The sequence below is a fragment of the Bradyrhizobium sp. genome (assembly GCF_052389815.1).
Lineage (GTDB): Bacteria > Pseudomonadota > Alphaproteobacteria > Rhizobiales > Xanthobacteraceae > Bradyrhizobium.
In genome coordinates this window covers 77,637-98,537 of record NZ_JBQTHN010000006.1, presented here as the reverse complement: position 1 = coordinate 98,537, position 20,901 = coordinate 77,637, and the positions used below count along the sequence as shown (strand labels likewise).

21 protein-coding genes are annotated in these 20,901 nt (G+C 65.3%); 14 read left to right on the top strand and 7 right to left on the bottom strand.

Annotated features, from left to right (window positions below):
- Nucleotides 1-101 precede the first annotated feature (101 nt).
- The gene (gene hrcA, locus ACT4OC_RS02615) at nucleotides 102-1,190 is read left to right on the top strand and encodes a heat-inducible transcriptional repressor HrcA (protein ID WP_444837442.1); all 1,089 of its coding nucleotides are present in this window, start codon (nucleotides 102-104) and stop codon (nucleotides 1,188-1,190) included.
- 111 nt (nucleotides 1,191-1,301) lie between these two features.
- The gene (gene grpE / locus ACT4OC_RS02610) at nucleotides 1,302-1,904 is read left to right on the top strand and encodes a nucleotide exchange factor GrpE (RefSeq protein WP_444837441.1); all 603 of its coding nucleotides are present in this window, start codon (nucleotides 1,302-1,304) and stop codon (nucleotides 1,902-1,904) included.
- A 76-nt stretch (nucleotides 1,905-1,980) separates the two neighbouring features.
- Here the strand turns inward: grpE and pncA are convergent, their stop codons facing one another.
- Together pncA and ACT4OC_RS02600 are read right to left on the bottom strand one after the other, a co-directional pair.
- On the bottom strand, nucleotides 1,981-2,697 hold the full coding sequence (gene pncA, locus ACT4OC_RS02605; protein ID WP_444837440.1) for a bifunctional nicotinamidase/pyrazinamidase: 717 nt from the start codon (nucleotides 2,695-2,697) through the stop codon (nucleotides 1,981-1,983).
- Between the two features lie 94 nt (nucleotides 2,698-2,791).
- Nucleotides 2,792-3,733, bottom strand: coding sequence for a hypothetical protein (locus tag ACT4OC_RS02600; RefSeq protein WP_444837439.1), 942 nt, complete (start codon nucleotides 3,731-3,733; stop codon nucleotides 2,792-2,794).
- Here ACT4OC_RS02600 and ACT4OC_RS02595 point away from each other — a divergent pair.
- The 9 genes from ACT4OC_RS02595 to ACT4OC_RS02555 all read left to right on the top strand — a co-directional run bounded on the left by ACT4OC_RS02595 (nucleotide 3,732) and on the right by ACT4OC_RS02555 (nucleotide 11,309).
- Complete coding sequence (locus tag ACT4OC_RS02595) at nucleotides 3,732-4,046, top strand: hypothetical protein (RefSeq protein ID WP_444837438.1); 315 nt, start codon at nucleotides 3,732-3,734, stop codon at nucleotides 4,044-4,046. The two genes, ACT4OC_RS02600 and ACT4OC_RS02595, sit on opposite strands and share 2 nt — an antisense overlap.
- A 143-nt stretch (nucleotides 4,047-4,189) precedes the next feature.
- Nucleotides 4,190-6,094 (top strand): molecular chaperone DnaK, encoded by a 1,905-nt coding sequence (gene dnaK, locus ACT4OC_RS02590; RefSeq protein WP_444837437.1) that lies wholly within the window; start codon nucleotides 4,190-4,192, stop codon nucleotides 6,092-6,094.
- Between the two features lie 145 nt (nucleotides 6,095-6,239).
- Nucleotides 6,240-7,367 carry a molecular chaperone DnaJ gene (gene dnaJ, locus ACT4OC_RS02585; RefSeq protein ID WP_444837436.1) on the top strand — a complete coding sequence of 376 codons (1,128 nt, stop codon included), beginning with the start codon at nucleotides 6,240-6,242 and terminating at the stop codon, nucleotides 7,365-7,367.
- Nucleotides 7,368-7,465: 98 nt separating this feature from the next.
- Nucleotides 7,466-8,068 carry a class I SAM-dependent methyltransferase gene (locus ACT4OC_RS02580; protein WP_444837435.1) on the top strand — a complete coding sequence of 201 codons (603 nt, stop codon included), beginning with the start codon at nucleotides 7,466-7,468 and terminating at the stop codon, nucleotides 8,066-8,068.
- Between the two features lie 51 nt (nucleotides 8,069-8,119).
- Nucleotides 8,120-8,698, top strand: coding sequence for an NADPH-dependent FMN reductase (locus tag ACT4OC_RS02575; protein ID WP_444837434.1), 579 nt, complete (start codon nucleotides 8,120-8,122; stop codon nucleotides 8,696-8,698).
- A 6-nt stretch (nucleotides 8,699-8,704) separates the two neighbouring features.
- A complete protein-coding gene (gene pyrF, locus ACT4OC_RS02570; RefSeq protein ID WP_444837433.1) occupies nucleotides 8,705-9,412 on the top strand; it encodes an orotidine-5'-phosphate decarboxylase in 708 nt (235 codons plus the stop codon).
- Between the two features lie 17 nt (nucleotides 9,413-9,429).
- Entirely contained in the window at nucleotides 9,430-9,732 is a 303-nt protein-coding gene (locus ACT4OC_RS02565) for a DUF1330 domain-containing protein (RefSeq protein WP_444837432.1), read from the top strand.
- A gap of 114 nt (nucleotides 9,733-9,846) precedes the next feature.
- Complete coding sequence (dapB, locus tag ACT4OC_RS02560) at nucleotides 9,847-10,659, top strand: 4-hydroxy-tetrahydrodipicolinate reductase (protein WP_444837431.1); 813 nt, start codon at nucleotides 9,847-9,849, stop codon at nucleotides 10,657-10,659.
- Between the two features lie 26 nt (nucleotides 10,660-10,685).
- The gene (locus ACT4OC_RS02555; RefSeq protein ID WP_444837430.1) at nucleotides 10,686-11,309 is read left to right on the top strand and encodes a 2,3-bisphosphoglycerate-dependent phosphoglycerate mutase; all 624 of its coding nucleotides are present in this window, start codon (nucleotides 10,686-10,688) and stop codon (nucleotides 11,307-11,309) included.
- A 133-nt stretch (nucleotides 11,310-11,442) separates the two neighbouring features.
- Here ACT4OC_RS02555 and ACT4OC_RS02550 read toward each other — a convergent pair whose 3' ends face one another.
- A complete protein-coding gene (locus ACT4OC_RS02550; protein WP_444837468.1) occupies nucleotides 11,443-12,342 on the bottom strand; it encodes a methylated-DNA--[protein]-cysteine S-methyltransferase in 900 nt (299 codons plus the stop codon).
- A gap of 54 nt (nucleotides 12,343-12,396) precedes the next feature.
- A complete protein-coding gene (locus ACT4OC_RS02545; protein ID WP_444837467.1) occupies nucleotides 12,397-12,921 on the bottom strand; it encodes a DUF2244 domain-containing protein in 525 nt (174 codons plus the stop codon).
- Nucleotides 12,922-12,943: 22 nt separating this feature from the next.
- Here ACT4OC_RS02545 and nth point away from each other — a divergent pair, with 22 nt between their 5' ends.
- Nucleotides 12,944-13,684 (top strand): endonuclease III, encoded by a 741-nt coding sequence (nth, locus tag ACT4OC_RS02540; protein ID WP_444837429.1) that lies wholly within the window; start codon nucleotides 12,944-12,946, stop codon nucleotides 13,682-13,684.
- 179 nt (nucleotides 13,685-13,863) lie between these two features.
- Here the strand turns inward: nth and ACT4OC_RS02535 are convergent, their stop codons facing one another.
- Nucleotides 13,864-14,613 carry a sulfate transporter family protein gene (locus ACT4OC_RS02535; protein ID WP_444837428.1) on the bottom strand — a complete coding sequence of 250 codons (750 nt, stop codon included), beginning with the start codon at nucleotides 14,611-14,613 and terminating at the stop codon, nucleotides 13,864-13,866.
- 236 nt (nucleotides 14,614-14,849) lie between these two features.
- Between ACT4OC_RS02535 and ACT4OC_RS02530 the strand changes: the two genes are divergently transcribed.
- Complete coding sequence (locus tag ACT4OC_RS02530; RefSeq protein ID WP_444837427.1) at nucleotides 14,850-17,063, top strand: TonB-dependent receptor domain-containing protein; 2,214 nt, start codon at nucleotides 14,850-14,852, stop codon at nucleotides 17,061-17,063.
- On the opposite strand, the gene ACT4OC_RS02525 is transcribed toward ACT4OC_RS02530, so the two are convergent.
- Nucleotides 17,060-19,492 (bottom strand): heavy metal translocating P-type ATPase, encoded by a 2,433-nt coding sequence (locus tag ACT4OC_RS02525; protein WP_444837426.1) that lies wholly within the window; start codon nucleotides 19,490-19,492, stop codon nucleotides 17,060-17,062. The genes ACT4OC_RS02530 and ACT4OC_RS02525 overlap by 4 nt on opposite strands.
- 51 nt (nucleotides 19,493-19,543) lie before the next feature.
- On the opposite strand from ACT4OC_RS02525, the gene ACT4OC_RS02520 reads away from it, so the two are divergent.
- Entirely contained in the window at nucleotides 19,544-19,819 is a 276-nt protein-coding gene (locus ACT4OC_RS02520) for a metal-sensitive transcriptional regulator (RefSeq protein ID WP_444837425.1), read from the top strand.
- Nucleotides 19,820-19,902: 83 nt separating this feature from the next.
- Here ACT4OC_RS02520 and ACT4OC_RS02515 read toward each other — a convergent pair whose 3' ends face one another.
- On the bottom strand, nucleotides 19,903-20,895 hold the full coding sequence (locus ACT4OC_RS02515; RefSeq protein WP_444837466.1) for a YiiX/YebB-like N1pC/P60 family cysteine hydrolase: 993 nt from the start codon (nucleotides 20,893-20,895) through the stop codon (nucleotides 19,903-19,905).
- Between the last annotated feature and the right edge of the window lie 6 nt (nucleotides 20,896-20,901).

Sequence of the window (20,901 nt, the reverse complement as noted above, 5' to 3'; positions counted from 1 at the left end):
GTGCGAAAGGTTACCGGCAAGTCTTGTTTGATCCCACCGAAAGCACGCTTGTCAGCGGCCTGCCGGATGGCCAAATTAGGAGCGATTGTGAGGAGTTAACCGTGGCGCACCACGATCCGATCGGCCTGATCTCGCCGCATGCCGGGCTTGCCCAGCTCAACGAGCGGTCGCGGGACATTTTCCGGCAGATCGTCGAGAGTTACCTTGCGACCGGCGAGCCCGTCGGCTCGCGCAACATCTCGCGCCTGATTGCGGTTCCGCTGTCGCCGGCCTCCGTCCGCAACGTGATGTCGGACCTGGAGCAGCTCGGCCTGATCTACGCGCCGCATACCTCGGCCGGGCGGCTGCCGACCGAGCGGGGCCTGCGCTTCTTCGTCGATGCCCTTATGCAGGTCGGCGACCTCACCGAGGCCGAGCGGGCCTCGATCCAGTCGCAATTGTCCTCCATCGGCCGGGCCCAATCGGTCGAAGGCGTGCTGGGCGAGGCGCTGACGCGCCTGTCGGGCCTGACCCGCGCCGCCGCGGTAGTCCTGACGCCCAAATCGAACCCGCGGCTGAAGCACATCGAATTCGTGCGGCTGGAGCCGGAACGGGCGCTGGTGGTGATGGTCGGCGAGGACGGCCAGGTCGAGAATCGCGTGCTGACACTGCCGCCGGGCGTGCCCTCCTCGGCGCTTACCGAAGCCGGCAATTTCCTCAATGCGCGGATCCGCGGCCGGACGCTGGCGGAATCGCGGCTCGAACTGGAGACGGCGCTGGCGCAGGATCGCGCCGAGCTCGATCAGCTGGCGCAGAAGGTTGTTGCCGCCGGCATCGCCAGCTGGTCCGGCGGCGACAACGACGCACGCCAGCTGATCGTGCGCGGGCACGCCAATCTGCTGGAGGACTTGCACGCGCTGGAAGATCTCGAGCGCGTGCGCTCGCTGTTCGACGATCTCGAGACCAAGCGCGGCGTCATCGATCTCCTGGGCCGCGCCGAGAGCGCCGAGGGGGTGCGCATCTTCATTGGCTCGGAGAGCAAGCTGTTCTCGCTGTCGGGTTCCTCGACCATCATCGCGCCCTATACCGATGCGGGGGGACGCATCGTCGGCGTGCTCGGCGTGATCGGGCCGACCCGGCTCAACTACGCCCGGGTGATTCCGACCGTGGACTATGCCGCGCGGATCGTCAGCCGCATGCTGGGTGGCTGATCTGCCCTGAAATCGGGCCAGTTGCGCTTGATTTTCGGCTCCCAAAGCACGATATGCGGGCCTGAAACCCCGATAATTCAAGATCGAAGCGATTTTTCGAGAAGGCGACCCATGACCGACCCCAACCGGCCCAACGATGATCCGGCAAATCCGGCGCAGGCCGGCGAGCCCGTGGTCTCGAAACCCTATGTGATGCCCGACGATCCCGAACCGGGTTCGGTGGAGCTCCTGGAGAAGGAAGTTGCCGAGGCGCGCGACAAGATGTTGCGCACGCTGGCGGAGATGGAGAATCTGCGCACGCGCACCAAGCGCGAGGTCGCCGACGCCAAGACCTACGGCATCACCGGCTTTGCCCGCGACGTGCTCGAGATCGCCGACAATCTGCAGCGCGCGCTCGATGCGGTGCCGGCGGAAGCCAAGGCCAACGCCGATCCCGGCCTGAAGGCGCTGATCGAGGGCGTCGAGCTCACCGAGCGCTCGCTGCTCAATGCGCTGGAGAAGAACGGCGTCAAGAAGTTCGATCCCTCGGGAGAGCGGTTCGATCCGAACTTCCAGCAGGCGATGTACGAGGTGCCCGACCCTTCCGTGCCCGCAGGCACCGTGGTCCAGGTCGTGCAGGCCGGCTACACGATCGGCGAGCGCGTGCTGCGGCCGGCGCTGGTCGGCGTTGCCAAGGGCGGCGCCAAGGCTGCCCCGGTCTCGACCGAAGCCTGATGTTTGGGCTTGGTCCGATCCAAAAACCGGTGGCCCACCCCGCATCGAGTGCGGGGCAAGCTTTTCGGGACCCAGCCTAAGCGGCAATATCCGCGGACTGAATGCGTTTGACGCCGGCCTGGGTCATGTCGGCCCAGGCTTTGGCAAGCGAACCCTGCGTGTCGATGCCGCGGCAGGCGTCCTCGATCACATAGGTCTCGAAGCCTGCCTTGCGCGCGTCGAGCGCGCTCCAGGCGACGCAGAAGTCCGTCGCAAGCCCGGCCAGAAATACTTTGTGGATGCTACGTGCCTTCAGATACGCGGCGAGCCCCGTCGTGGTCTTGCCGTCGGCCTCGGTGAAGGCGGAATAGCTGTCGACGTTCTTGCGGAATCCCTTGCGGATGACGAGACCGGCATGCGGGACCTGCAAGTCCTTCGACAGCGCCGCGCTCTCGGTCCCCTGCACGCAATGGTCGGGCCACAGCACCTGCTTGCCGTAGTCGAGATTGACGGTTTCGAACGGCTTCTTGCCGGCATGGCTGGAGGCAAACGAGATATGGCCGCCGGTGTGCCAGTCCTGCGTCAGGACCACGTTGGAGAATGCTTTCGCGAGCTTGTTGATGACGGGAACCACCTGCTCGCCGTCCTTCACGGCGAGACTGCCGCCAGGCAGGAAGCAGTTCTGTACGTCGATCACCAGAAGCGCGGAGCCTTCATCGGGCTTGATCGAAGCCGCCGCGCGGAGCTTGTCGGAAACCATGGTTGCAATCGCTGTCGCGCCGAGACCTGCAACAATCCGTCGGCGATCCAACATTGTGACTCTCCCGGGATGAGCATGCAAGGAGAGGTTAGTTCCGCTGGCGTACAGACGAAAGCAAGATTTCTCGGCACGCCTGCGAATTTCGCCGTCAGCCGCGCGGCTGGATTCCATCGCGCACGGCGCGGAAGCGCGGAAACGCCTTGGTCCATTCCTCGCGCGGCGAAGAGCCGACGATGCGCAGCGCCGTCTGCGAGCCGAAGCGCAGCCATTGCACGATGGTGACGGGCGTATTGTCCTTGCCGCTGGTCGCCTCGATCCGCGTCTCGTAACCCGGCTGGCCGTCGATGCGGACCGGCTCGGACATGGTGATGCGACCCTCGCGCACGCCGGGGATCGTCGATGCGATCTGCCGCGCAAAGCGGCCGCGATCGTCGGGTGTGGCGGCGGTTTGGCCGATGATGCCGATGATCATGAAGGGCGCGACTTCAAATCCCGTGGTCTCGTCGCCATCGGCAAGCACGATGGCAGCTCCGGGCGCCAGCGTGCGGACATTCTTGAATTCGCTGCGCTCGCTGACCTTGAACGACAGCAGCGCGAGCTGCTCGTCGGCGGGCACCTCCTTGCGAACGACGGCGGAGGCAAACATCTGGCGCACCGCATCGTCGCTGTAGATCTTCCAGACATTTTCCGGGACTTGCACCGCGACATAGCCGGAGAAGCCGATGCCCGGAACCATCATCGAATAGCGCCGCACATTGATGGCGCCGTCCTTCGCCGTCTCGACCGTGTAATAGCCAAGGCCGGCAGCGGTCTCGATGCTCTCCGGCTTGATGCCGCTGACGCCGCTGGGGTTGCCCTTGAAGGCGTTGGACACCTCGTTATAGGCCTCGGCCGGCAGGTCGGCGATCACGACCTTGACGCCCTTGTCCTCGGTTTCGAAGCCGATGAAGGACTTTGCCCGGTTGAGCCCGACCAGAGGCACCAGGCCCACCCGCGCGCCCGGCGGAAACACGGGGTCGGCGGCGGAGGCGGGGTTTGTCGCGGCGATCATGAGGAGCGCGGCCGCGAACAGGCGTCGGATCAGGGTCATGGATATCTTCTACCGGGTTTGCATGAAGCCGTTCGGTGACGTGCCGGCCGTGGCCCCCTCGGCCTGGGACGTCCCGTTCGGTCGGGCCGCTTTTAGCGTTTTTGCCGCCCCGGCAACAGGGCGCTCCCGATTTCGTTCCCGAGCGCTTTGTCGCGCGGGCTTGTCCGGCTCGGGCGAGGGAAGTTCAGGCAATGTTCTCACCATCGGCGGGATGGCCGAGCCATTCGTCAATCGGAAAGTCCGCCGCGGCCCGAGGTATCTTGCCCTGCCACCCCGACACGATCTTTCAAAGGTCAGGCTTTTCATGGACTAAAGGTTCTTTACGGTCCTTGCGGGCACAACCCCCCCTCCTATATGAGGCTCAACGTCGCAATCGCGCGTATTTGAACTCCTGGGGGTTCGGTCTTGGGCGCCGTCAGGGCCCGACCAGCCTGCCGCAGAAAAGAGGATAGCATCATGGGCAAGGTCATCGGTATCGACCTCGGCACGACCAATTCGTGCGTCGCCGTCATGGACGGCAAGACTTCCAAAGTCATTGAGAACGCGGAGGGCATGCGGACGACGCCCTCGATCGTCGCTTTCACGGACGACGGCGAACGCCTCGTCGGCCAGCCGGCCAAGCGCCAGGCGGTCACCAATCCCGAGCGCACCTTCTTCGCAGTGAAACGCCTGATCGGCCGCCGCTACGACGACCCGATGGTCGAGAAGGACAAGAAGCTCGTTCCCTACAAGATCGTCAAGGCTTCCAACGGCGACGCCTGGGTCGAAGCCGACGGCAAGACCTATTCGCCTTCGCAGATTTCCGCCTTCATCCTGCAGAAGATGAAGGAGACCGCTGAAGCCCATCTCGGCCAGAAGGTCGAGCAGGCCGTCATCACGGTGCCCGCCTACTTCAACGACGCCCAGCGTCAGGCCACCAAGGACGCCGGCAAGATCGCCGGCCTCGAAGAGCTGCGCATCATCAACGAGCCGACCGCGGCGGCGCTCGCCTACGGCCTCGACCAGACCAAGACCGGCACCATAGCGGTGTACGACCTCGGCGGCGGCACCTTCGATATCTCCATTCTCGAGATCGGCGACGGCGTGTTCGAGGTGAAGTCCACCAACGGCGATACCTTCCTCGGCGGTGAAGACTTCGACATGCGCCTGGTCGGCTATCTCGCCGACGAGTTCCAGAAGGAGCAGGGCATCAACCTGCGCAACGACAAGCTCGCGCTGCAGCGCCTGAAGGAAGCCGCTGAAAAGGCCAAGATCGAGTTGTCGTCGACCACGCAAACCGAGATCAACCTGCCGTTCATCACGGCGGACCAGACCGGGCCGAAGCATCTGACCATGAAGCTCACCCGCGCCAAGTTCGAGGCGCTGGTCGACGACCTCGTGCAGAAGACCATCGAGCCCTGCCGCAAGGCGCTGAAGGATGCCGGCCTCACCGCCGGCGAGATCGGCGAAGTGGTGCTGGTCGGCGGCATGACCCGCATGCCGAAGGTCCAGGAAGTGGTGAAGCAGCTGTTCGGCAAGGAGCCGCACAAGGGCGTCAACCCCGACGAGGTCGTGGCGATCGGCGCGGCGATCCAGGCCGGCGTGCTGCAGGGCGACGTCAAGGACGTGCTGCTGCTCGACGTGACCCCGCTGTCGCTGGGCATCGAGACGCTGGGCGGCGTGTTCACCCGCATCATCGACCGCAACACCACGATCCCGACCAAGAAGAGCCAGGTGTTCTCGACCGCCGAGGATAACCAGAACGCGGTCACCATCCGCGTCTTCCAGGGCGAGCGCGAGATGGCGGCCGACAACAAGATGCTCGGTCAGTTCGACCTGATGGGCATCCCGCCTGCGCCGCGCGGCATGCCGCAGATCGAGGTCACCTTCGACATCGACGCCAACGGCATCGTCAACGTCTCGGCCAAGGACAAGGCGACCGGCAAGGAGCAGCAGATCCGGATCCAGGCGTCCGGCGGCCTGTCCGAAGCCGACATCGAGAAGATGGTCAAGGACGCCGAGGCCAACGCGGCCGAGGACAAGAAGCGCCGCGAGGCGGTCGACGCCAAGAACCACGCCGACGCGCTGGTGCATTCCACCGAGAAGGCGCTGGCCGAGCACGGCTCGAAGATCGCCGAGGGCGAGCGCCGGGCCATCGAGGATGCCGTCAGCGACCTCAAGGAAGCGCTGAAGGGCGACGATGCGGAAGGCATCAAGGCCAAGACCAACACGCTGGCGCAGGCTTCCATGAAGCTGGGCGAGGCCATGTACAAGCAGCAGGCCGAGGGCGAAGCCGCGGCCAAGTCTGCCGCCAAGGACGACGTCGTCGACGCGGAGTTCACCGAGGTCGACGACGACAAGAACAACAAGAAGTCCGCTTAACGAGCGGGTTTGCGATCATGGCCCCCATGCCTGAGAGTGCGCGCCGCGTCTCGAAGGGTGGGGGTCATTTTTCGTTAAGCCGATCGCTGCATCTTTTGAAACGCATCCCCTGAGGGGGAGGGCTAGCGAATTCGGAACCGGACCGATGTCTGCCAAGCGCTGCTATTACGAGACCTTGGAAGTCGAGCGTAACGCCGACGAGGGCAAGCTGAAATCGGCCTTTCGCAAGCTCGCGATGAAGTGGCATCCGGACCGCAATCCGGGCGACGCCGAGAGCGAAGTCCGTTTCAAGGAAATCAACGAAGCCTACGAAATCCTCAACGACGGCCAGCAGCGCGCGGCCTATGACCGCTTTGGACACGCCGCCTTCGAGCAGGGTGCGGGCGGCGGCCCCGGCTTCGGCGCCGGTTTTGCGTCGTCCTTTTCCGATATTTTCGAAGACCTGTTCGGCATGGCGAGCCAGCGCGGCCGCGGCGGCCGCGAGCGCGGCGCCGACTTGCGCTACAACATGGAGATCACGCTCGAGGAAGCGTTCCAGGGCAAGACCGCGCAGATCGAGATTCCCGTTTCCGTCACCTGCGAATCCTGCTCGGGCACCGGTGCCAAGGCCGGCACCAAGCCGAAGACCTGCTCGCATTGCGGCGGCGCCGGGCGCATCCGCCAGGCGCAGGGCTTCTTCACCCTGGAGCGGACCTGTCCGGGCTGTCAGGGCCGCGGCCAGATGATCGAGGATGCCTGTTCATCCTGCGCCGGCCAGGGCCGCGTCTCGCGCGAGCGCACGCTGTCGGTCAATATCCCGCAAGGCGTCGAGGACGGCACCCGCATCCGTCTCGCCGGCGAAGGCGAGGCCGGCGTCCGCGGTGGCCCGCCCGGCGACCTCTACATCTTCCTCTCGCTCGCCCCGCACGAATTCTTCCAGCGCGATGGCGCCGACCTGCACTGCCGCGTACCGATCTCGATGGTGACGGCGGCGCTCGGCGGCGAATTCGAGGTTCCCACCATCGACAAGGGCAAGACGCGGGTGAAAGTCCCGGCCGGCACGCAATCCAACCGGCGATTCCGCATCGCATCCAAGGGCATGCCGGTGCTGCGCTCGCGCCAGACCGGCGACATGTACGTGCAGGTCGTGGTCGAAACCCCGCAAAATCTCACCAAAAAGCAGCAGGAGCTGCTGGCGGAGTTCGAAAAATTGTCGTCCGGCGCGACGCAACCGGAATCCGTCGGATTCTTCTCCAAGGTCAAGGACTTCTTCGGCAATCGCGCCAGTCCCTGACCGATCCGCCCGCTTGACCGTAAGGCCTTCCACCTATACGTCTTTATGACTGTTTTCTGACATTCCCCCGCTTAATCGCGGTCCCGCCTGGTAGCGAAATGCCATTGCAGTCGTCCGCGCGTGCGTTGAAGAAGCCTATCCGTCTCGACGACGAGGTTCGTTTTCTTCGATCCTGGATTGAGAAGCCGCTGCACATGGGCGCAGTCATGCCCTCAGGCAAGCTGCTCGCCCGCACCATGGCGCAATATGTCGACGCCGATTCCGATGGCCCGGTGGTCGAGCTCGGCCCCGGCACCGGCGCGATCACCAGCGCGTTGATCGAGCAGGGCGTCGACCAGAAGCGCCTCGTGCTGGTCGAATACAATCCCTCCTTTTGCTCGCTGCTGCGCGACCGCTATCCGCAGGCGACCGTCGTGCAGGGCGATGCCTATACGCTGCGCGCCTCGCTGAAAGACGTGCTGAAAGCGCCGGCCTCTGCCGTGGTCTCGGGCCTGCCGCTGGTCACAAAACCGATGATGATCCGGCTGAAACTGATCCGCGACGCCTTTGCGGCCCTGTCGCCGGGCGCGCCCTTCGTGCAGTTCACCTACTCCGTGGTCCCGCCGATCCCGAAATCGCTGCCCGGCGTGTCCACAGAGGCCTCCGAGCGGATCTGGATGAACCTTCCGCCCGCCCGGGTCTGGGTGTATCGCAAGCGCTAATCCGCCCGGCGCTCCTCGCGACGGGTTTTGTCCCGATCGTGATTTCAAGAGATGCCTGCGCTGAAAATCCTCGTGATCCCGGGATCGCTGCGAACCGGCTCGCTCAATGCGAAGCTGGCCGCCACGATTGCGCATCGGCTGGTGCAGGCCGGCGCGGAAGTGACGCGCGTCTCGCTGTCGGATTTTCCCATGCCGATCTATGACGGCGACCTGCAGGCCAAGTCCGGCGTCCCGAAGAACGCCGTCAATCTCAAGCGCATGATGGGTTCGCATCACGGCGTGCTGATCGTGACGCCGGAGTACAACTCGTCCGTTCCCGCGCTGGTGAAGAACACCATCGACTGGATCAGCCGCGTGCAGGACCCGCACGAGACGCGCGGCCAGGTGTTTCGTGAGCGCGCCTTTGCCATCGCCGCCGCCTCCGGCAATCGGCTCGGCGGCACGCGCGCGCTTTCGGCGCTGCGGCTGATCCTGACGGCCTGCCACGCCACCGTGGTGCCGAACCAGCTTGCCCTGTCGTTTGCGGAGCAGGCCTATGACGACAAGGATCGTTTGAAGCACGCTGCCGATATCGAGGCGCTCGATGCCATGGTGCGGCAGCTGATCGAATTCTCCCAACGCATGATGTGAGGTGACATGCAGCCCGCGAAGATCGCTCCCCGGGACCGCCTGATCGTGGCGCTCGACCTGCCCGGCGTCGAGGCGGCCGAAGCCATGATCGGCAAGCTCGGAGATAGCGTCACCTTCTACAAGATCGGCTATCAGCTCGCCTATGCCGGTGGATTGCCGCTGATCGGCCGGCTCGCCGACCGCGGCAAGAAGGTGTTTGCCGATTTGAAGCTGCACGACATCGGCAACACCGTGGCGCGCGGCGTGGAAAGCATTGCGAAGTCGGGCGCGACGTTCCTCACCGTGCACGCCTATCCGCAGACCATGAAGGCGGCGGTCGAGGCGCGCGGGCCGAACCTCAAGATTCTCGCCGTCACCGTGCTGACTTCCTATGACGACGGCGACCTGCATGCCGCGGGCTATCGGCTCAACGTCTCCGATCTCGTCGAGGCGCGCGCGCAGCAGGCGCAGGTGCTCGGCGTCGACGGCCTCGTCTGCTCGCCGGAAGAGGCGGCCCATCTGCACAGGATCGTCGGGCACCAGATGTACCTGGTGACGCCGGGCATCCGCCCCGCAGGGGCTGCGACCGGCGACCAGAAACGCATCATGACGCCCGGCCGCGCCATTGCCGCCGGTGCCGATTATCTCGTGGTCGGCCGGCCCATCGTCGAAGCCGCCGATCCCAAGGTGGCGGCGGAAGCGATCCATGCCGAGATCGCGCAATCACTGGTTTGAAAAGGAAGGAAAACAAGATGGCTAACGGCTACTGGATCGGTCGCGTCGACGTTCACAACGACGAGGGCTACAAGCCCTACGCGGCGGCCAATCTCGCGATCTTCAAGAAATTCGGCGGACGCTATGTCGTACGCGGCGGTCAGTTTGCCGCGGTCGAGGGACAGAGCCGCTCGCGCAACGTCGTCATCGAGTTCAAGGACTACGACACCGCGCTCGCCTGCTACAATTCGCCGGAGTACCAGGCCAACATCAGGGTTCGGCAGCCGCATTCGATTGCCGATCTCATCATCATCGAGGGCTATGACGGCCCGCAGCCCTGAGGCGGGGACGGGTGCTTTCGTCATGGCCAGCAAGCCCGGGCATGACGACTTCGCGGGGCTCCCTTGGTTGCCGGAACAGCCTGCGCCCGCTATAGGGCGGGGAGAGGTATTGCCATGGCCGACATGCGTTTGATCGTTGCGGGAGCCGGCGGCCGGATGGGCCGCGCGCTGACACGCGTCATTTCGGAAACGCCGGGCGCGGTGCTGACCGGGGCGCTGGAAGCCCCAGCCTCGCCGCTCCTCGGCAAGGATGCCGGTGTGCTGGCAGGCCTGCCCGAGAACGGCGTCAAATTGTCTGCCGATCTGTGGTCGCTCACAGCCAATGCCGACGGCATTCTCGACTTCACCGTCCCCGGCGCCACCATCGCCAATGTGGCGATCGCCGCCGAGCGCGGGCTCGTCCATGTCATCGGCACCACCGGCCTTTCGGTCTCGGACGAGGCCGTGATCAAGAGCGTCACCCGGCGCGCCGTCGTCGTGAAGTCGGGCAACATGAGCCTCGGGGTCAATCTGCTCGCCGCGCTGGTCAAGCGCGTCGCAAAGTCGCTCGACCAGAGTTTCGACATCGAAATCCTCGAGATGCATCACAGCGCCAAGATCGATGCTCCCTCGGGCACCGCGCTCATGCTCGGCGAGGCCGCTGCCAGCGGGCGCGGCATCAAGCTGGAAGAACATTCGGCGCGCGGCCGCGACGGCCATACCGGCGCGCGCCGGCCCGGCGACATCGGCTTTGCGTCGCTGCGCGGCGGCACCGCGGCGGGGGATCACAGTGTCATCTTCGCCGGCCCTTCCGAGCGGCTGACGCTGTCGCATCACGCCGAGGACCGCATGATCTTCGCCCATGGCGCGGTGAAGGCGGCGTTGTGGGCGCATGGCAAGAAGCCCGGCTTCTACACCATGGCCGACGTGCTGGGGCTCGCCGACTAATTCAAACCAAGATACGGACAACTGGAATGAGCGACCGTCTTCTCGTGCTCGTGCGCCACGGCCAGAGCGACTGGAATCTGAAGAACCTCTTCACCGGGTGGAAAGACCCCGATCTCAGCGAGCAGGGCGTTGCCGAGGCGAAAGCCGCCGGCCGCAAGCTGAAGGCGCAGGGCCTGTCGTTCGACCTCGCCTTCACCTCCGTTCTCACCCGCGCCCAGCATACGCTGGACCTGATGCTGGCCGAGATCGGCCAGACCGGATTGCCGACGCAGAAGAACCTGGCGCTGAACGAGCGCGATTACGGCGATCTCTCAGGGCTGAACAAGGACGACGCTCGCAAGAAATGGGGCGAGGACCAGGTGCTGATCTGGCGCCGCTCCTATGACGTGCCGCCGCCCGGCGGCGAGAGCCTGAAGGACACGCTCGCCCGCGCGCTGCCCTATTACGTGCAGGAGATCCTGCCCTGCGTGCTGCGCGGCCAGCGCGTGCTGGTCGCCGCCCACGGCAACTCGCTGCGCGCGCTGATCATGGTGCTGGAGAAGCTGACGCCGGAGCAGATCATCAAGCGCGAGCTCGCCACCGGCGTGCCGGTGATCTACCGGCTCAACGCGGATTCGACGGTCGCGGCGAAGCTCGATCTGGCGGCGTGATCTGTAGATCTGTCGGGTGGGCAAAGGCGCTCTTGCGCCGTGCCCACCTCCACGGTCTGTGCTCTCGAAGGTGGGCACGCCGTCGGACGCGCGTTCGCGCGACCCGGTGGCTTTGCCCACCCTACATTTTCTTTCAATTCAACCCAACCTGTCCCGCTTCCCAGCCGAGCATCGCCTGCTTGCGGGTGATGCCCCAGTGATAGCCGGTCAGCGCGCCGCTCTTGCCGAGGGCGCGGTGGCACGGCACCACGAACGACACGGGATTGCGACCGACCGCGGCGCCCACCGCGCGCGAGGCCTTCGGGCTTTTGATCTTGCAGGCGATGTCGGAATACGACACCGCGCGGCCCATCGGGATCTTCAGCAGCGTCTCCCACACCCGCACCTCGAAGTCGGTGCCGATCAGCACCACGCGCAACGGCTGGTCCGGCCGCCACAGCTTGGTGTTGAAGATGCGGCTGGCGAGCTCGGCGGTGCCTTCGTTGTCGTTCACATAGGTGGCGTTGGGCCAGCGCCGGGTCATGTCGGCGAAGGCGGTTTGTTCCTCGCCGGGATCGGCGAAGGCAAGTCCCGACAGGCCGCGTTCGGTGGCGATCACGATCGCCGTGCCGAACGGGGAGGGATGAAAACCGTAGCGCAGCGTCAGCCCGGCCCCGCCGTTCTTCCATTCGCCCGGCGACATCGCCTCGTGCGTCACGAACAGGTCGTGCAGCCGGCCCGGCCCGGAGAGGCCGGAGTCGAGCGCGGCGTCGAGCACGCTCGCGGAGTCGCGCAGCAGGCTCTTGGCATGGTCGAGAGTGAGCGCCTGCATGAACGCCTTCGGCGTCAGCCCGGCCCAGCGGCGGAACAGATGGTGCAGCTCGTCCGGCGTCACGGCGGCCGCGTCTGCCATTGCCTCGATGGTCGGCTGCGTGCGCCAATGCTCGCTGATGAAGGCGATGGCGCGGCGCACCGAATCGTAGTCGCGCATCGCGGCGGTGTTTTGCGGGCCCGGCCTGGCCAGGCGCTGGTCGTGTATGGCGAGTGTCATCATGCTCTCTGATTTAGGACGCATGTGACGTTCCAACCACCCGATTTCCGACAGGCTTTACGCAATGGGATTGTAGGTCGGGCCGCGCCTGGCGGCCTGCAGTGCGGCCAGTAAGGCTTTGGCAAAACTAGCTTTCTCGTCCGGGCCCAGGAAGCTGCCGATCGATACCCGCCGGCCGCGGGAGACCAGGTAAAGCCGCTCGATGCCGAATTCGGGGTCTTCCGTCCGGTCGAGCTGCACCCAGAGCGGATTGAGCACCCATTCCACGACATGGCCGCGATGGCTGGTCCGGCGTACCCGCAATTCCGACGGCGTGACGGTGATCTCCTCAAATGCCCGCGCGGTGCGGTTGTTGATCCGGAATGCCCACCAGATCGCGAGCGCGTCGAGGGCGAAAAAGCCGAGCACCGGCCAGGCGCCCATCATCAGGAACACCATTCCGGCGATGAAGCTGATCGCGCACAGGAACCCCATCAGCACCAGAAAGCCGGTGCGACCGAGCGAGCGGTGCGGCGTCAGCAGCGCGGAAAACAATTCCGGCTGTGGAACGACCTGCCCAATTGCATTGCCGCGTGCGTCCATGGCCTGCCAGTATACGCCGATCATGGCCAAAATCACCCACAAGGCGAAGGCGCCAAAGCCTGCTGCAAGGATGCCCGTGAAGAGGGCTGTGAAGCCGAAACCGCCCTTGAAGGCATCAAGGCCGAAGCCGTGGACGCCGGCCGAGGTGCACGAGGCCTTCAGCCGGTTCCGCAAGGCGAATCCCAAGCCCAAAGGCGAGCTCGAGCACCTCAATCCCTACACGCTGCTGGTTGCCGTCGTGCTGTCCGCGCAGGCCACCGATGCGGGCGTCAACAAGGCGACGCGGGCGCTGTTTGCGGTTGCCGACACGCCGCGGAAGATGCTCGAGCTCGGCGAGGAGCGCTTGCGCGACTACATCAAGACCATCGGCCTCTATCGCAACAAGGCGAAGAACGTCATCGCGCTGTCGGAAAAGCTGCTCGCCGAATTCGGCGGCGAGGTGCCGCGCACCCGCGCCGAGATCGAGTCATTGCCGGGTGCGGGCCGCAAGACCGCCAACGTCGTGCTCAACATGGCCTATGGCGAGCACACCATGGCCGTCGATACGCACGTCTTCCGCGTCGGCAATCGCACCGGCCTTGCGCCCGGCAAGACGCCGCTGGAGGTCGAGCTCGGGCTGCAGAAGGCGATCCCGTCCGAATTCATGCTGCACGCGCATCACTGGCTGATCCTGCACGGCCGCTACACCTGCCTCGCCCGCGGTCCACGCTGCGATGTGTGCCTGATCAACGATCTCTGCCGCTGGCCGGAGAAGACGGTGTAGCTAAGCTGCATCGTCATTGCGAGCGAAGCGAAGCAATCCATCTCTCTCGACGAGGAAAGATGGATTGCTTCCGCCTTCGCTCTCCGAGCTTCGGCGGACTCCCAGCCCTGCGAAGCTTGCGGAGCAAGCGGAGAAGGGTCGTCGCTCTGCTCCTCGCAATGACGGGATGCAGTCGTGCCTCACACCGGCACGTTCGTCTTCCGCGCCGGCTCGATCAGTTCCGGCCGCGGCCCCGACAGGCGCTTGTGCATGTGGACCATGAAGGCCATCCCGAACAGCGGCGTCGCCAGGTTGACGATCGGGATCGAGACGAACGCCGCGATGAAGAGGCCCGCGGTGAACACCGCCGCCGCATGGTGCTTGCGCATCGCCCTTGCTTCCGCGGGCGAGCGGAAACGCATCGCCGCCAGCTGGAAGTATTCGCGGCCGAGCAGCCATGCGGTCGCAATGAAGAAGATCAGGAAGCCGGCGCCCAGGAACAGCACGAAGGGCAGCGCAATGACGTAGACCAGCATCGTGAGCAGCGCCGTCCTGATGCCGTCCGGAATGGCGACGCCGAGCGGCAGCGCCGTGCCCGGCTGTTCCGCCGGATAGTGCTCGCGCTCGACATGGTCGGCGATCTCGTCGACGAAGAGGCTTGCGACCAGCGAGGTGATCGCCGGCATCAGGAAGATGCCGCCGAGCACGATGCCGAGGCCTGCAGCGATCGAGACGATCCAGGCCAGGATGTTGATCGAGGTATCAAAGCCGGGGCCCAGCATGGCCTCCAGCCAGACCTCGCCGTTGGCGGCAAACCAGGCGAGCAGCCGCTGCAAGCCGACCGCGAGCACGGTGATCAGCGCCAGCGCGAGTCCGACCGAGCGCCACAGGATCGAGCGCATCGGCGGCGACAGGATTTGCGATAGCGCCTTGACGGCGGCGTCCAACATGGCAGTTCGACCTCCAGGAAAAGCCCTCGCGAGAAGTAGAGATGGCTTGGCCAATCGGCAAGGGCACGTTTCACTCGGGAAGGTATTGCTGGCCCCGATGAGCGCTGGCTGAACGGCGCGCGCCGAAGCGGCGGCCGGTGGCCGTGGACGTGCCTGCGGCTCTTCGGCTAGCGTGAGAAAGCCGGGTTGGGTGTAGCGCAGTCGGTCTCGACCGTAAGCAGGTATCGTGCAGGGGCATGGCGGTGCGTGGAATCTTGTTGCGGATATTTTCCGCCACTGCTTCGACGGTCGCCTGCGCGTTCGCGGCAACAGCACACGAAAGCGCCGTGCCGCACAATCACCTTCCGACGGTCACCGTCACGGCTCCCGATGCCACGCCCCGCAAGCAGGTCGCCCGGCCGAAATCGCCGCGGAATCCGGGCAGCCGAAGCAGCACCGTCGTTGGCCCTCAACAGCCGCAGCCGGCGTTGTCAGGTCCCCGTGGCGCTACATCTGCGGCTTCACTCGACAGTGCCGGCGTGCTGCAGCGAACCGCCGCCGGCGCCATGCGCATAAGTGGCGAGCAGGTCAACGCCGTGCCGTTCGCGCGGCCGGGCGAGGCGCTGGAAGCCGTGCCCGGCTTGATCGTCACCCAGCACTCCGGCGAGGGCAAAGCCAACCAGTATTTTCTCCGCGGCTTCAACCTCGATCACGGCACCGATCTTGCCATCACCGTGGACGGCATGCCCGTCAACATGCCGACCCACGGCCATGGGCAGGGCTATGCCGACATCAACTTCCTGATCCCCGAGCTGATCGAGGCGATCAATGTCCGCAAGGGGCCGTATTTCGCCGACGTCGGCGACTTCGGTTCCGCCGGGGCCGTCGGGATCGACTATGTCAGCAAGTTGCCGAAGAACATCGCGGAGATGACCTTCGGCAGCTTCGGCTATCGTCGAAGCCTCGCGGCCGGGTCGGCACCTGTCGGTGACGGCACGCTGCTCGCTGCGATCGAGGGCACCAAATACAACGGCCCGTGGGACGTGCCGGACGATGTGCGCAAGATCAACGGCGTGATGCGCTATAGCCAGGGCACCGCGACCGACGGCTTCACGGTCACCGGCATGGCCTATTCCAGCGCCTGGAATTCGACGGATCAGGTCGCTCGTCGCGCGATCGATCAGGGCATCATCGGCCGCTTCGGCGCGCTCGATTCCACCGACGGCGGCGTCTCCAGCCGCTTCAGCCTGTCCGGCAATCTCGCGCATTCGAGTGCATACGGCCAGAGCAGGATGAGCGCCTATGTCGTCCGCTCCGACCTGCAGCTCTACAACAATTTCACCCACTTCCTCGACAATCCCGTCAATGGCGATCAGTTCAATCAGCTCGATCGCCGTACCCTCGGCGGGTTCGATGCCCGGCACGCCTTCGATTGGCGCCTTGCTGGCCTCGAGACGCAAACCCGTGTCGGCGTGCAGAGCCGTTACGATGAGATCCATGTCGGCCTGTTCAAGACCGAGCGGCGCCATTGGCTGTCGACGGTGCGCGAGGATCGCGTGCAGGAGCGCAGCGTCGGCATCTGGACCGATACCACCACGCGCTGGACCGACTGGCTGCGCACCACCGTCGGCATCCGCGAGGATTTCCTTGCCGGACGCGTGCTGAGCGACACGCCGCAAAATTCCGGCAATGCCGAGGCGGCGATGACGAGCCCCAAGGCTGGCTTCGTGCTTGGCCCCTGGTTCAAGACCGAATTTTACGGCAATACAGGCTACGGGCTGCACAGCAACGACATCCGCGGCGCGACCATCACCGTCGATCCCAACGGCAAGGTAACGCCGCTGGATCGCGTGCCGCTGCTGGTGCGCTCGCGCGGCGCGGAGATCGGCGTTCGCACCAAGGCGATCGAGGGGCTCACCAGTTCGGTCGCACTGTTCGTGCTCGATTTCGACTCGGAGCTGCTGTTCGTCGGCGACGCCGGCACCACCGAGCCGAGTCGGCCGAGCCGTCGCATCGGCGTGGAGTGGGTCAATCGGTACAAGCCGGTACCGTGGCTGTCGTTCGATCTCGATGTCGCCTATACGCGTGCCCGCTTCACCGATTTCGACCCCGCCGGCGACCGCATCCCCGGTGGGCCGGCTTGGGTGGGAAGCGCCGCCGTCACCTTCGGCAACGAGACCGGCTGGTTTGGGGCGCTGAAGGCGCGCTATTTCGGACCACGACCGCTGATCGAGGACGATAGCGTGCGCTCGCTGTCCTCGTTGATCTTCAATGCTCGCGCCGGTTACCGCTTCGACAATGGCTTGCGCGTGCAACTCGACGTGCTCAATCTCTTCGACGCCCAGACCAACCAGATCGAATACTACTATGTGTCACGACTGCCGGGCGAGCCGATCGGCGGCGTCGCCGACCGTCATGTTCATCCGGCCGAGCCGCGCGCGGTGCGGCTGACCTTGGCCGCGCGCTTCTAGTCCAGTCGCGTCACGCGCAATCGCAGCGCATTGCCGACCACGCTCACTGACGACAGCGCCATCGCGGCTGCCGCGATGATCGGCGACAGCAACAGGCCGAATGCCGGATAGAGAATGCCCGCCGCGATCGGGATGCCGCCTGCGTTGTAGATGAAGGCAAAGAACAGGTTCTGGCGGATGTTGCGCATCGTCGCCTGCGACAGCTTCCGCGCCCGCACGATGCCGACGAGGTCGCCCTTGAGCAGCGTGACACCGGCGCTTTCCATCGCGACATCCGTGCCGGTGCCCATGGCGATGCCGACTTCGGCAGCGGCAAGTGCCGGTGCGTCGTTGACGCCGTCGCCGGCCATGGCGACGATCCTTCCCGCCTTCTGCAGCCTGGCGACCACCGCGCTCTTCTGATCCGGCAGCACCTCTGCTTCCACGTCGGCGATGCCGAGCTTGCGCGCCACGGCTTGCGCGGTGGTCCGGTTGTCGCCGGTCAGCATGATCACCTCGATGCCCTCGCGGGCCAGCGCCTTCAGCGCATCCGGCGTCGATGCCTTCACGGGATCGGCGATGGCGAACAGACCAGCGGGCTTGCCGTCGATGGCCATGTTGATGACCGTCGCGCCGTCGCCGCGCAGCCGCTCGCTCGAGGCATCGAGCGCGTCCGTCGTCACGCCGATCGAGGCCAGGTACCTCGCATTGCCGAGAGCGACGCTCTTGCCGTCGACCTTGCCGATCGCCCCCTGGCCGGTCGGCGAATCGAATTCTTCGACCTTGCCCAGGGTGAGGGCGCGCTCCCTGGCCGCCCGCACGATCGCGTCCGCCAGCGGATGCTCGCTCGCCTGCTCGACGCTGGCGGCAAGGCGCAGCAGCTCGCTCTCCTCGAAGCCGTCCGCCGCAACGATGCCGACCACTTTCGGCTTGCCCTCGGTCAGGGTGCCGGTCTTGTCGACCACCAGCGTGTCGATCCGTTCCATGCGCTCCAGCGCCTCGGCGTTCTTGATCAGGACGCCGCCCTGCGCACCGCGGCCGACGCCGACCATGATCGACATCGGCGTCGCCAGCCCAAGCGCGCAGGGGCAGGCGATGATGAGCACGCTCACGGCGGCCACAAGCCCGAACGCCATCCGCGGTTCGGGCCCGAACCACGCCCAGGCGGCGAAGGCGGCAATGGCCACCGCGATCACCATCGGTACGAACCAGCCCGAGACCTGGTCGGCAAGCCGCTGGATCGGCGCCCGCGAGCGCTGTGCGTCCGCCACCATCTGCACGATTTGCGACAGCAGCGTATCGCGGCCGACCTTGTCGGCGCGCATCACGAATCCGCCGGATTGATTGAGGGTCCCGGCAATGACGCGCGCTCCGGGTTCCTTGGTGACGGGCATGGATTCGCCTGTCACCAGCGATTCGTCGAGCGACGAACGTCCTTCCAGGATGACGCCATCCACCGGTACTTTCTCGCCGGGCCGCACGCGCAAGCGGTCGCCGACGGCGAGGCTGTCGATTTCCACCTCGTGCTCCTGGCCGTCGTCGCCGATCCGCCGTGCGGTCTTCGGCGCGAGCTGCAGCAGCGCCTTGATCGCGCCCGAGGTGGCCTCGCGCGCGCGCAGCTCCAGCACCTGGCCGAGCAGCACCAGCACCGTGATCACGGCGGCCGCCTCGAAATACACCGCGACCGCACCGCCATGGCCACGGAAGGTCGCCGGAAACAGCTGGGGCGCCAGCGTGCCGATCACGCTGTAGAGGTACGCAACGCCGGTGCCCATCGCAATCAGCGTGAACATGTTGAGATTGCGGGTTTGCAGCGATTGCCAGCCGCGCACGAAGAACGGCCAGCCCGCCCACAGCACGACCGGCGTCGAGAACGCAAACTGTATCCAGTTGGAAAGCGTCGGATCGACCCATCCGTGTCCGCCGACGATATGTCCACCCATCTCCAGCACGACTGCCGGCAACGAGAGCGCTGCGCCGATCCAGAAGCGCCGCGTCATGTCCGCGAGTTCGGGATTGGGCCCCGTATCGAGGCTTGCCACCTCCGGCTCCAGCGCCATGCCGCAGATCGGGCAGCTTCCCGGGCCGACCTGGCGGATCTCGGGATGCATCGGGCAGGTGTAGATCGTGCCCTCGGGCACGTCGGCCGGCGGGGCGGATTTCTTCTCCAGATATTTGGCGGGATCGGCGGCGAATTTGGTACGGCAGCCCGCCGAGCAGAAATGATAGGTCGTGCCGGCATGGTCAAAGCGGTGCTTTGACGTTGCCGGATCGACCGTCATGCCGCAGACGGGATCGAGCACGCCCGTCTTGGTCCCGGCGCGATGGTCGTGATGATGATCGTGGCCGGCATGGCCATGCCCGCCGCAGCATCCAGCCTTGGTCTTTTCTGCCGCTTTCGCCGCGCAGCCGCAGCCCGCCCCGGCTCCGCCGTCACCGTTCCCGGTCATCCTGAAATCTCCGGCCTTGAAACCTATACCCAGTAGGGGTATATAGGCGGTATGCGAAACGACATCAAGACTTCCTGCCAAAAACGGCTGAGCCGGATCGAGGGCCAGGTCCGCGGCCTCGCGAAGATGGTCGAGGAGGACCGCTACTGCATCGACGTCGTCACGCAGATCTCGGCGGTGCGCGCCGCACTGCGGCGGGTCGAGGAGGAGATCCTGCGCGACCACGTCGCCCATTGCGTCGAGCATGCGATCGCGAGCGGCAACAAGGCCGATCAGCGCCAGAAGATCGCGGAATTGATGGACGTTGTCGGCCGTTCGGGCCGATAATCAGCCGCAACTCCGCGCGCGCGAAGATAGCAGGTCAAGGCTTGTGGTCCTTGATTGCCGTCAAGGTATGGCGGGCTGTTTGCCTAGGGCGCGAGCGCGGCCTCGGTGTAACGCCGCCGCGAGCGGCGCTCCGGCACGCGTACCGGAATATATTCGACGGCGAGGAAGTGTTCGGTGACCCGGACACGTTCGACCACGGTCTCCCCGGTCGCCGTCGCGGCCACGGTCACTTCCGCAGCCGAAACCGTCGCTTCTTCGTCAATCTCTTCAGGAACGAGCGGCGGCGATTCCTGAAACACACCGAATTCGCCCGCTACCTCCTCGAGCGGTTTCTGCTTGTCGGCCCAGTGAAGCGCAGTGTAGTCGAACCCCTGCACGATGGTGGGTTTGACGACTTCGAAATAGGGCGAGATGTCGAAGTCGCGCGGCATGTAGAGCGAGGAATCGCGGATGTGCAGGATTTCCTTGCGGGCGCGCCGCGAGCCTGCCTTCGTGATCTTGGGCAGGATCGGATAGCGCACGGCGTCGAACGCCTGCGCAATCAGCGCTGAACAGATGATCTTGGTGGGATCGCCCGACCCGAACGCGATCATGCGCCGACGCCAGCGCTGCGGCACCGGCAGCGGGATCAGGAACCGCATCAGATCGACGACATTCTTGGTGTCGTAGCCAAAACCGATCCGGTTGATGGCATAGCGGCAAACCGTGTGGCGGTCCTCATAGGACAGGCCGACCGGGCGGCACATGCGGGTGTGGTATGAAAAATACTTCGACAGTGGAGCGGAGGTGACGCCCTCGCCGATATTTGCCTCGATCAGCACATGCTGTTCGCCGTCCGGCTCGAAAGCGCCGTCAACGGGGCCCACGTAAAGCGCGGCATGCGACCAGGTCGACTGGGTCAGATATTTGATGATGCCGGAAATCCGGTTGTTGCCTTCCACCAACAGCACGTCGCCCGCCTGGATGACGCCGCGAAGATGCTCCGGGTCGCTCGGCGTAAACGGCTCGTATCCCGGAACTTCCTTTTGCAGGTAGCTCGCGATCCACTGACCGACGGTATCGAGCATTACGCCCATAAACTT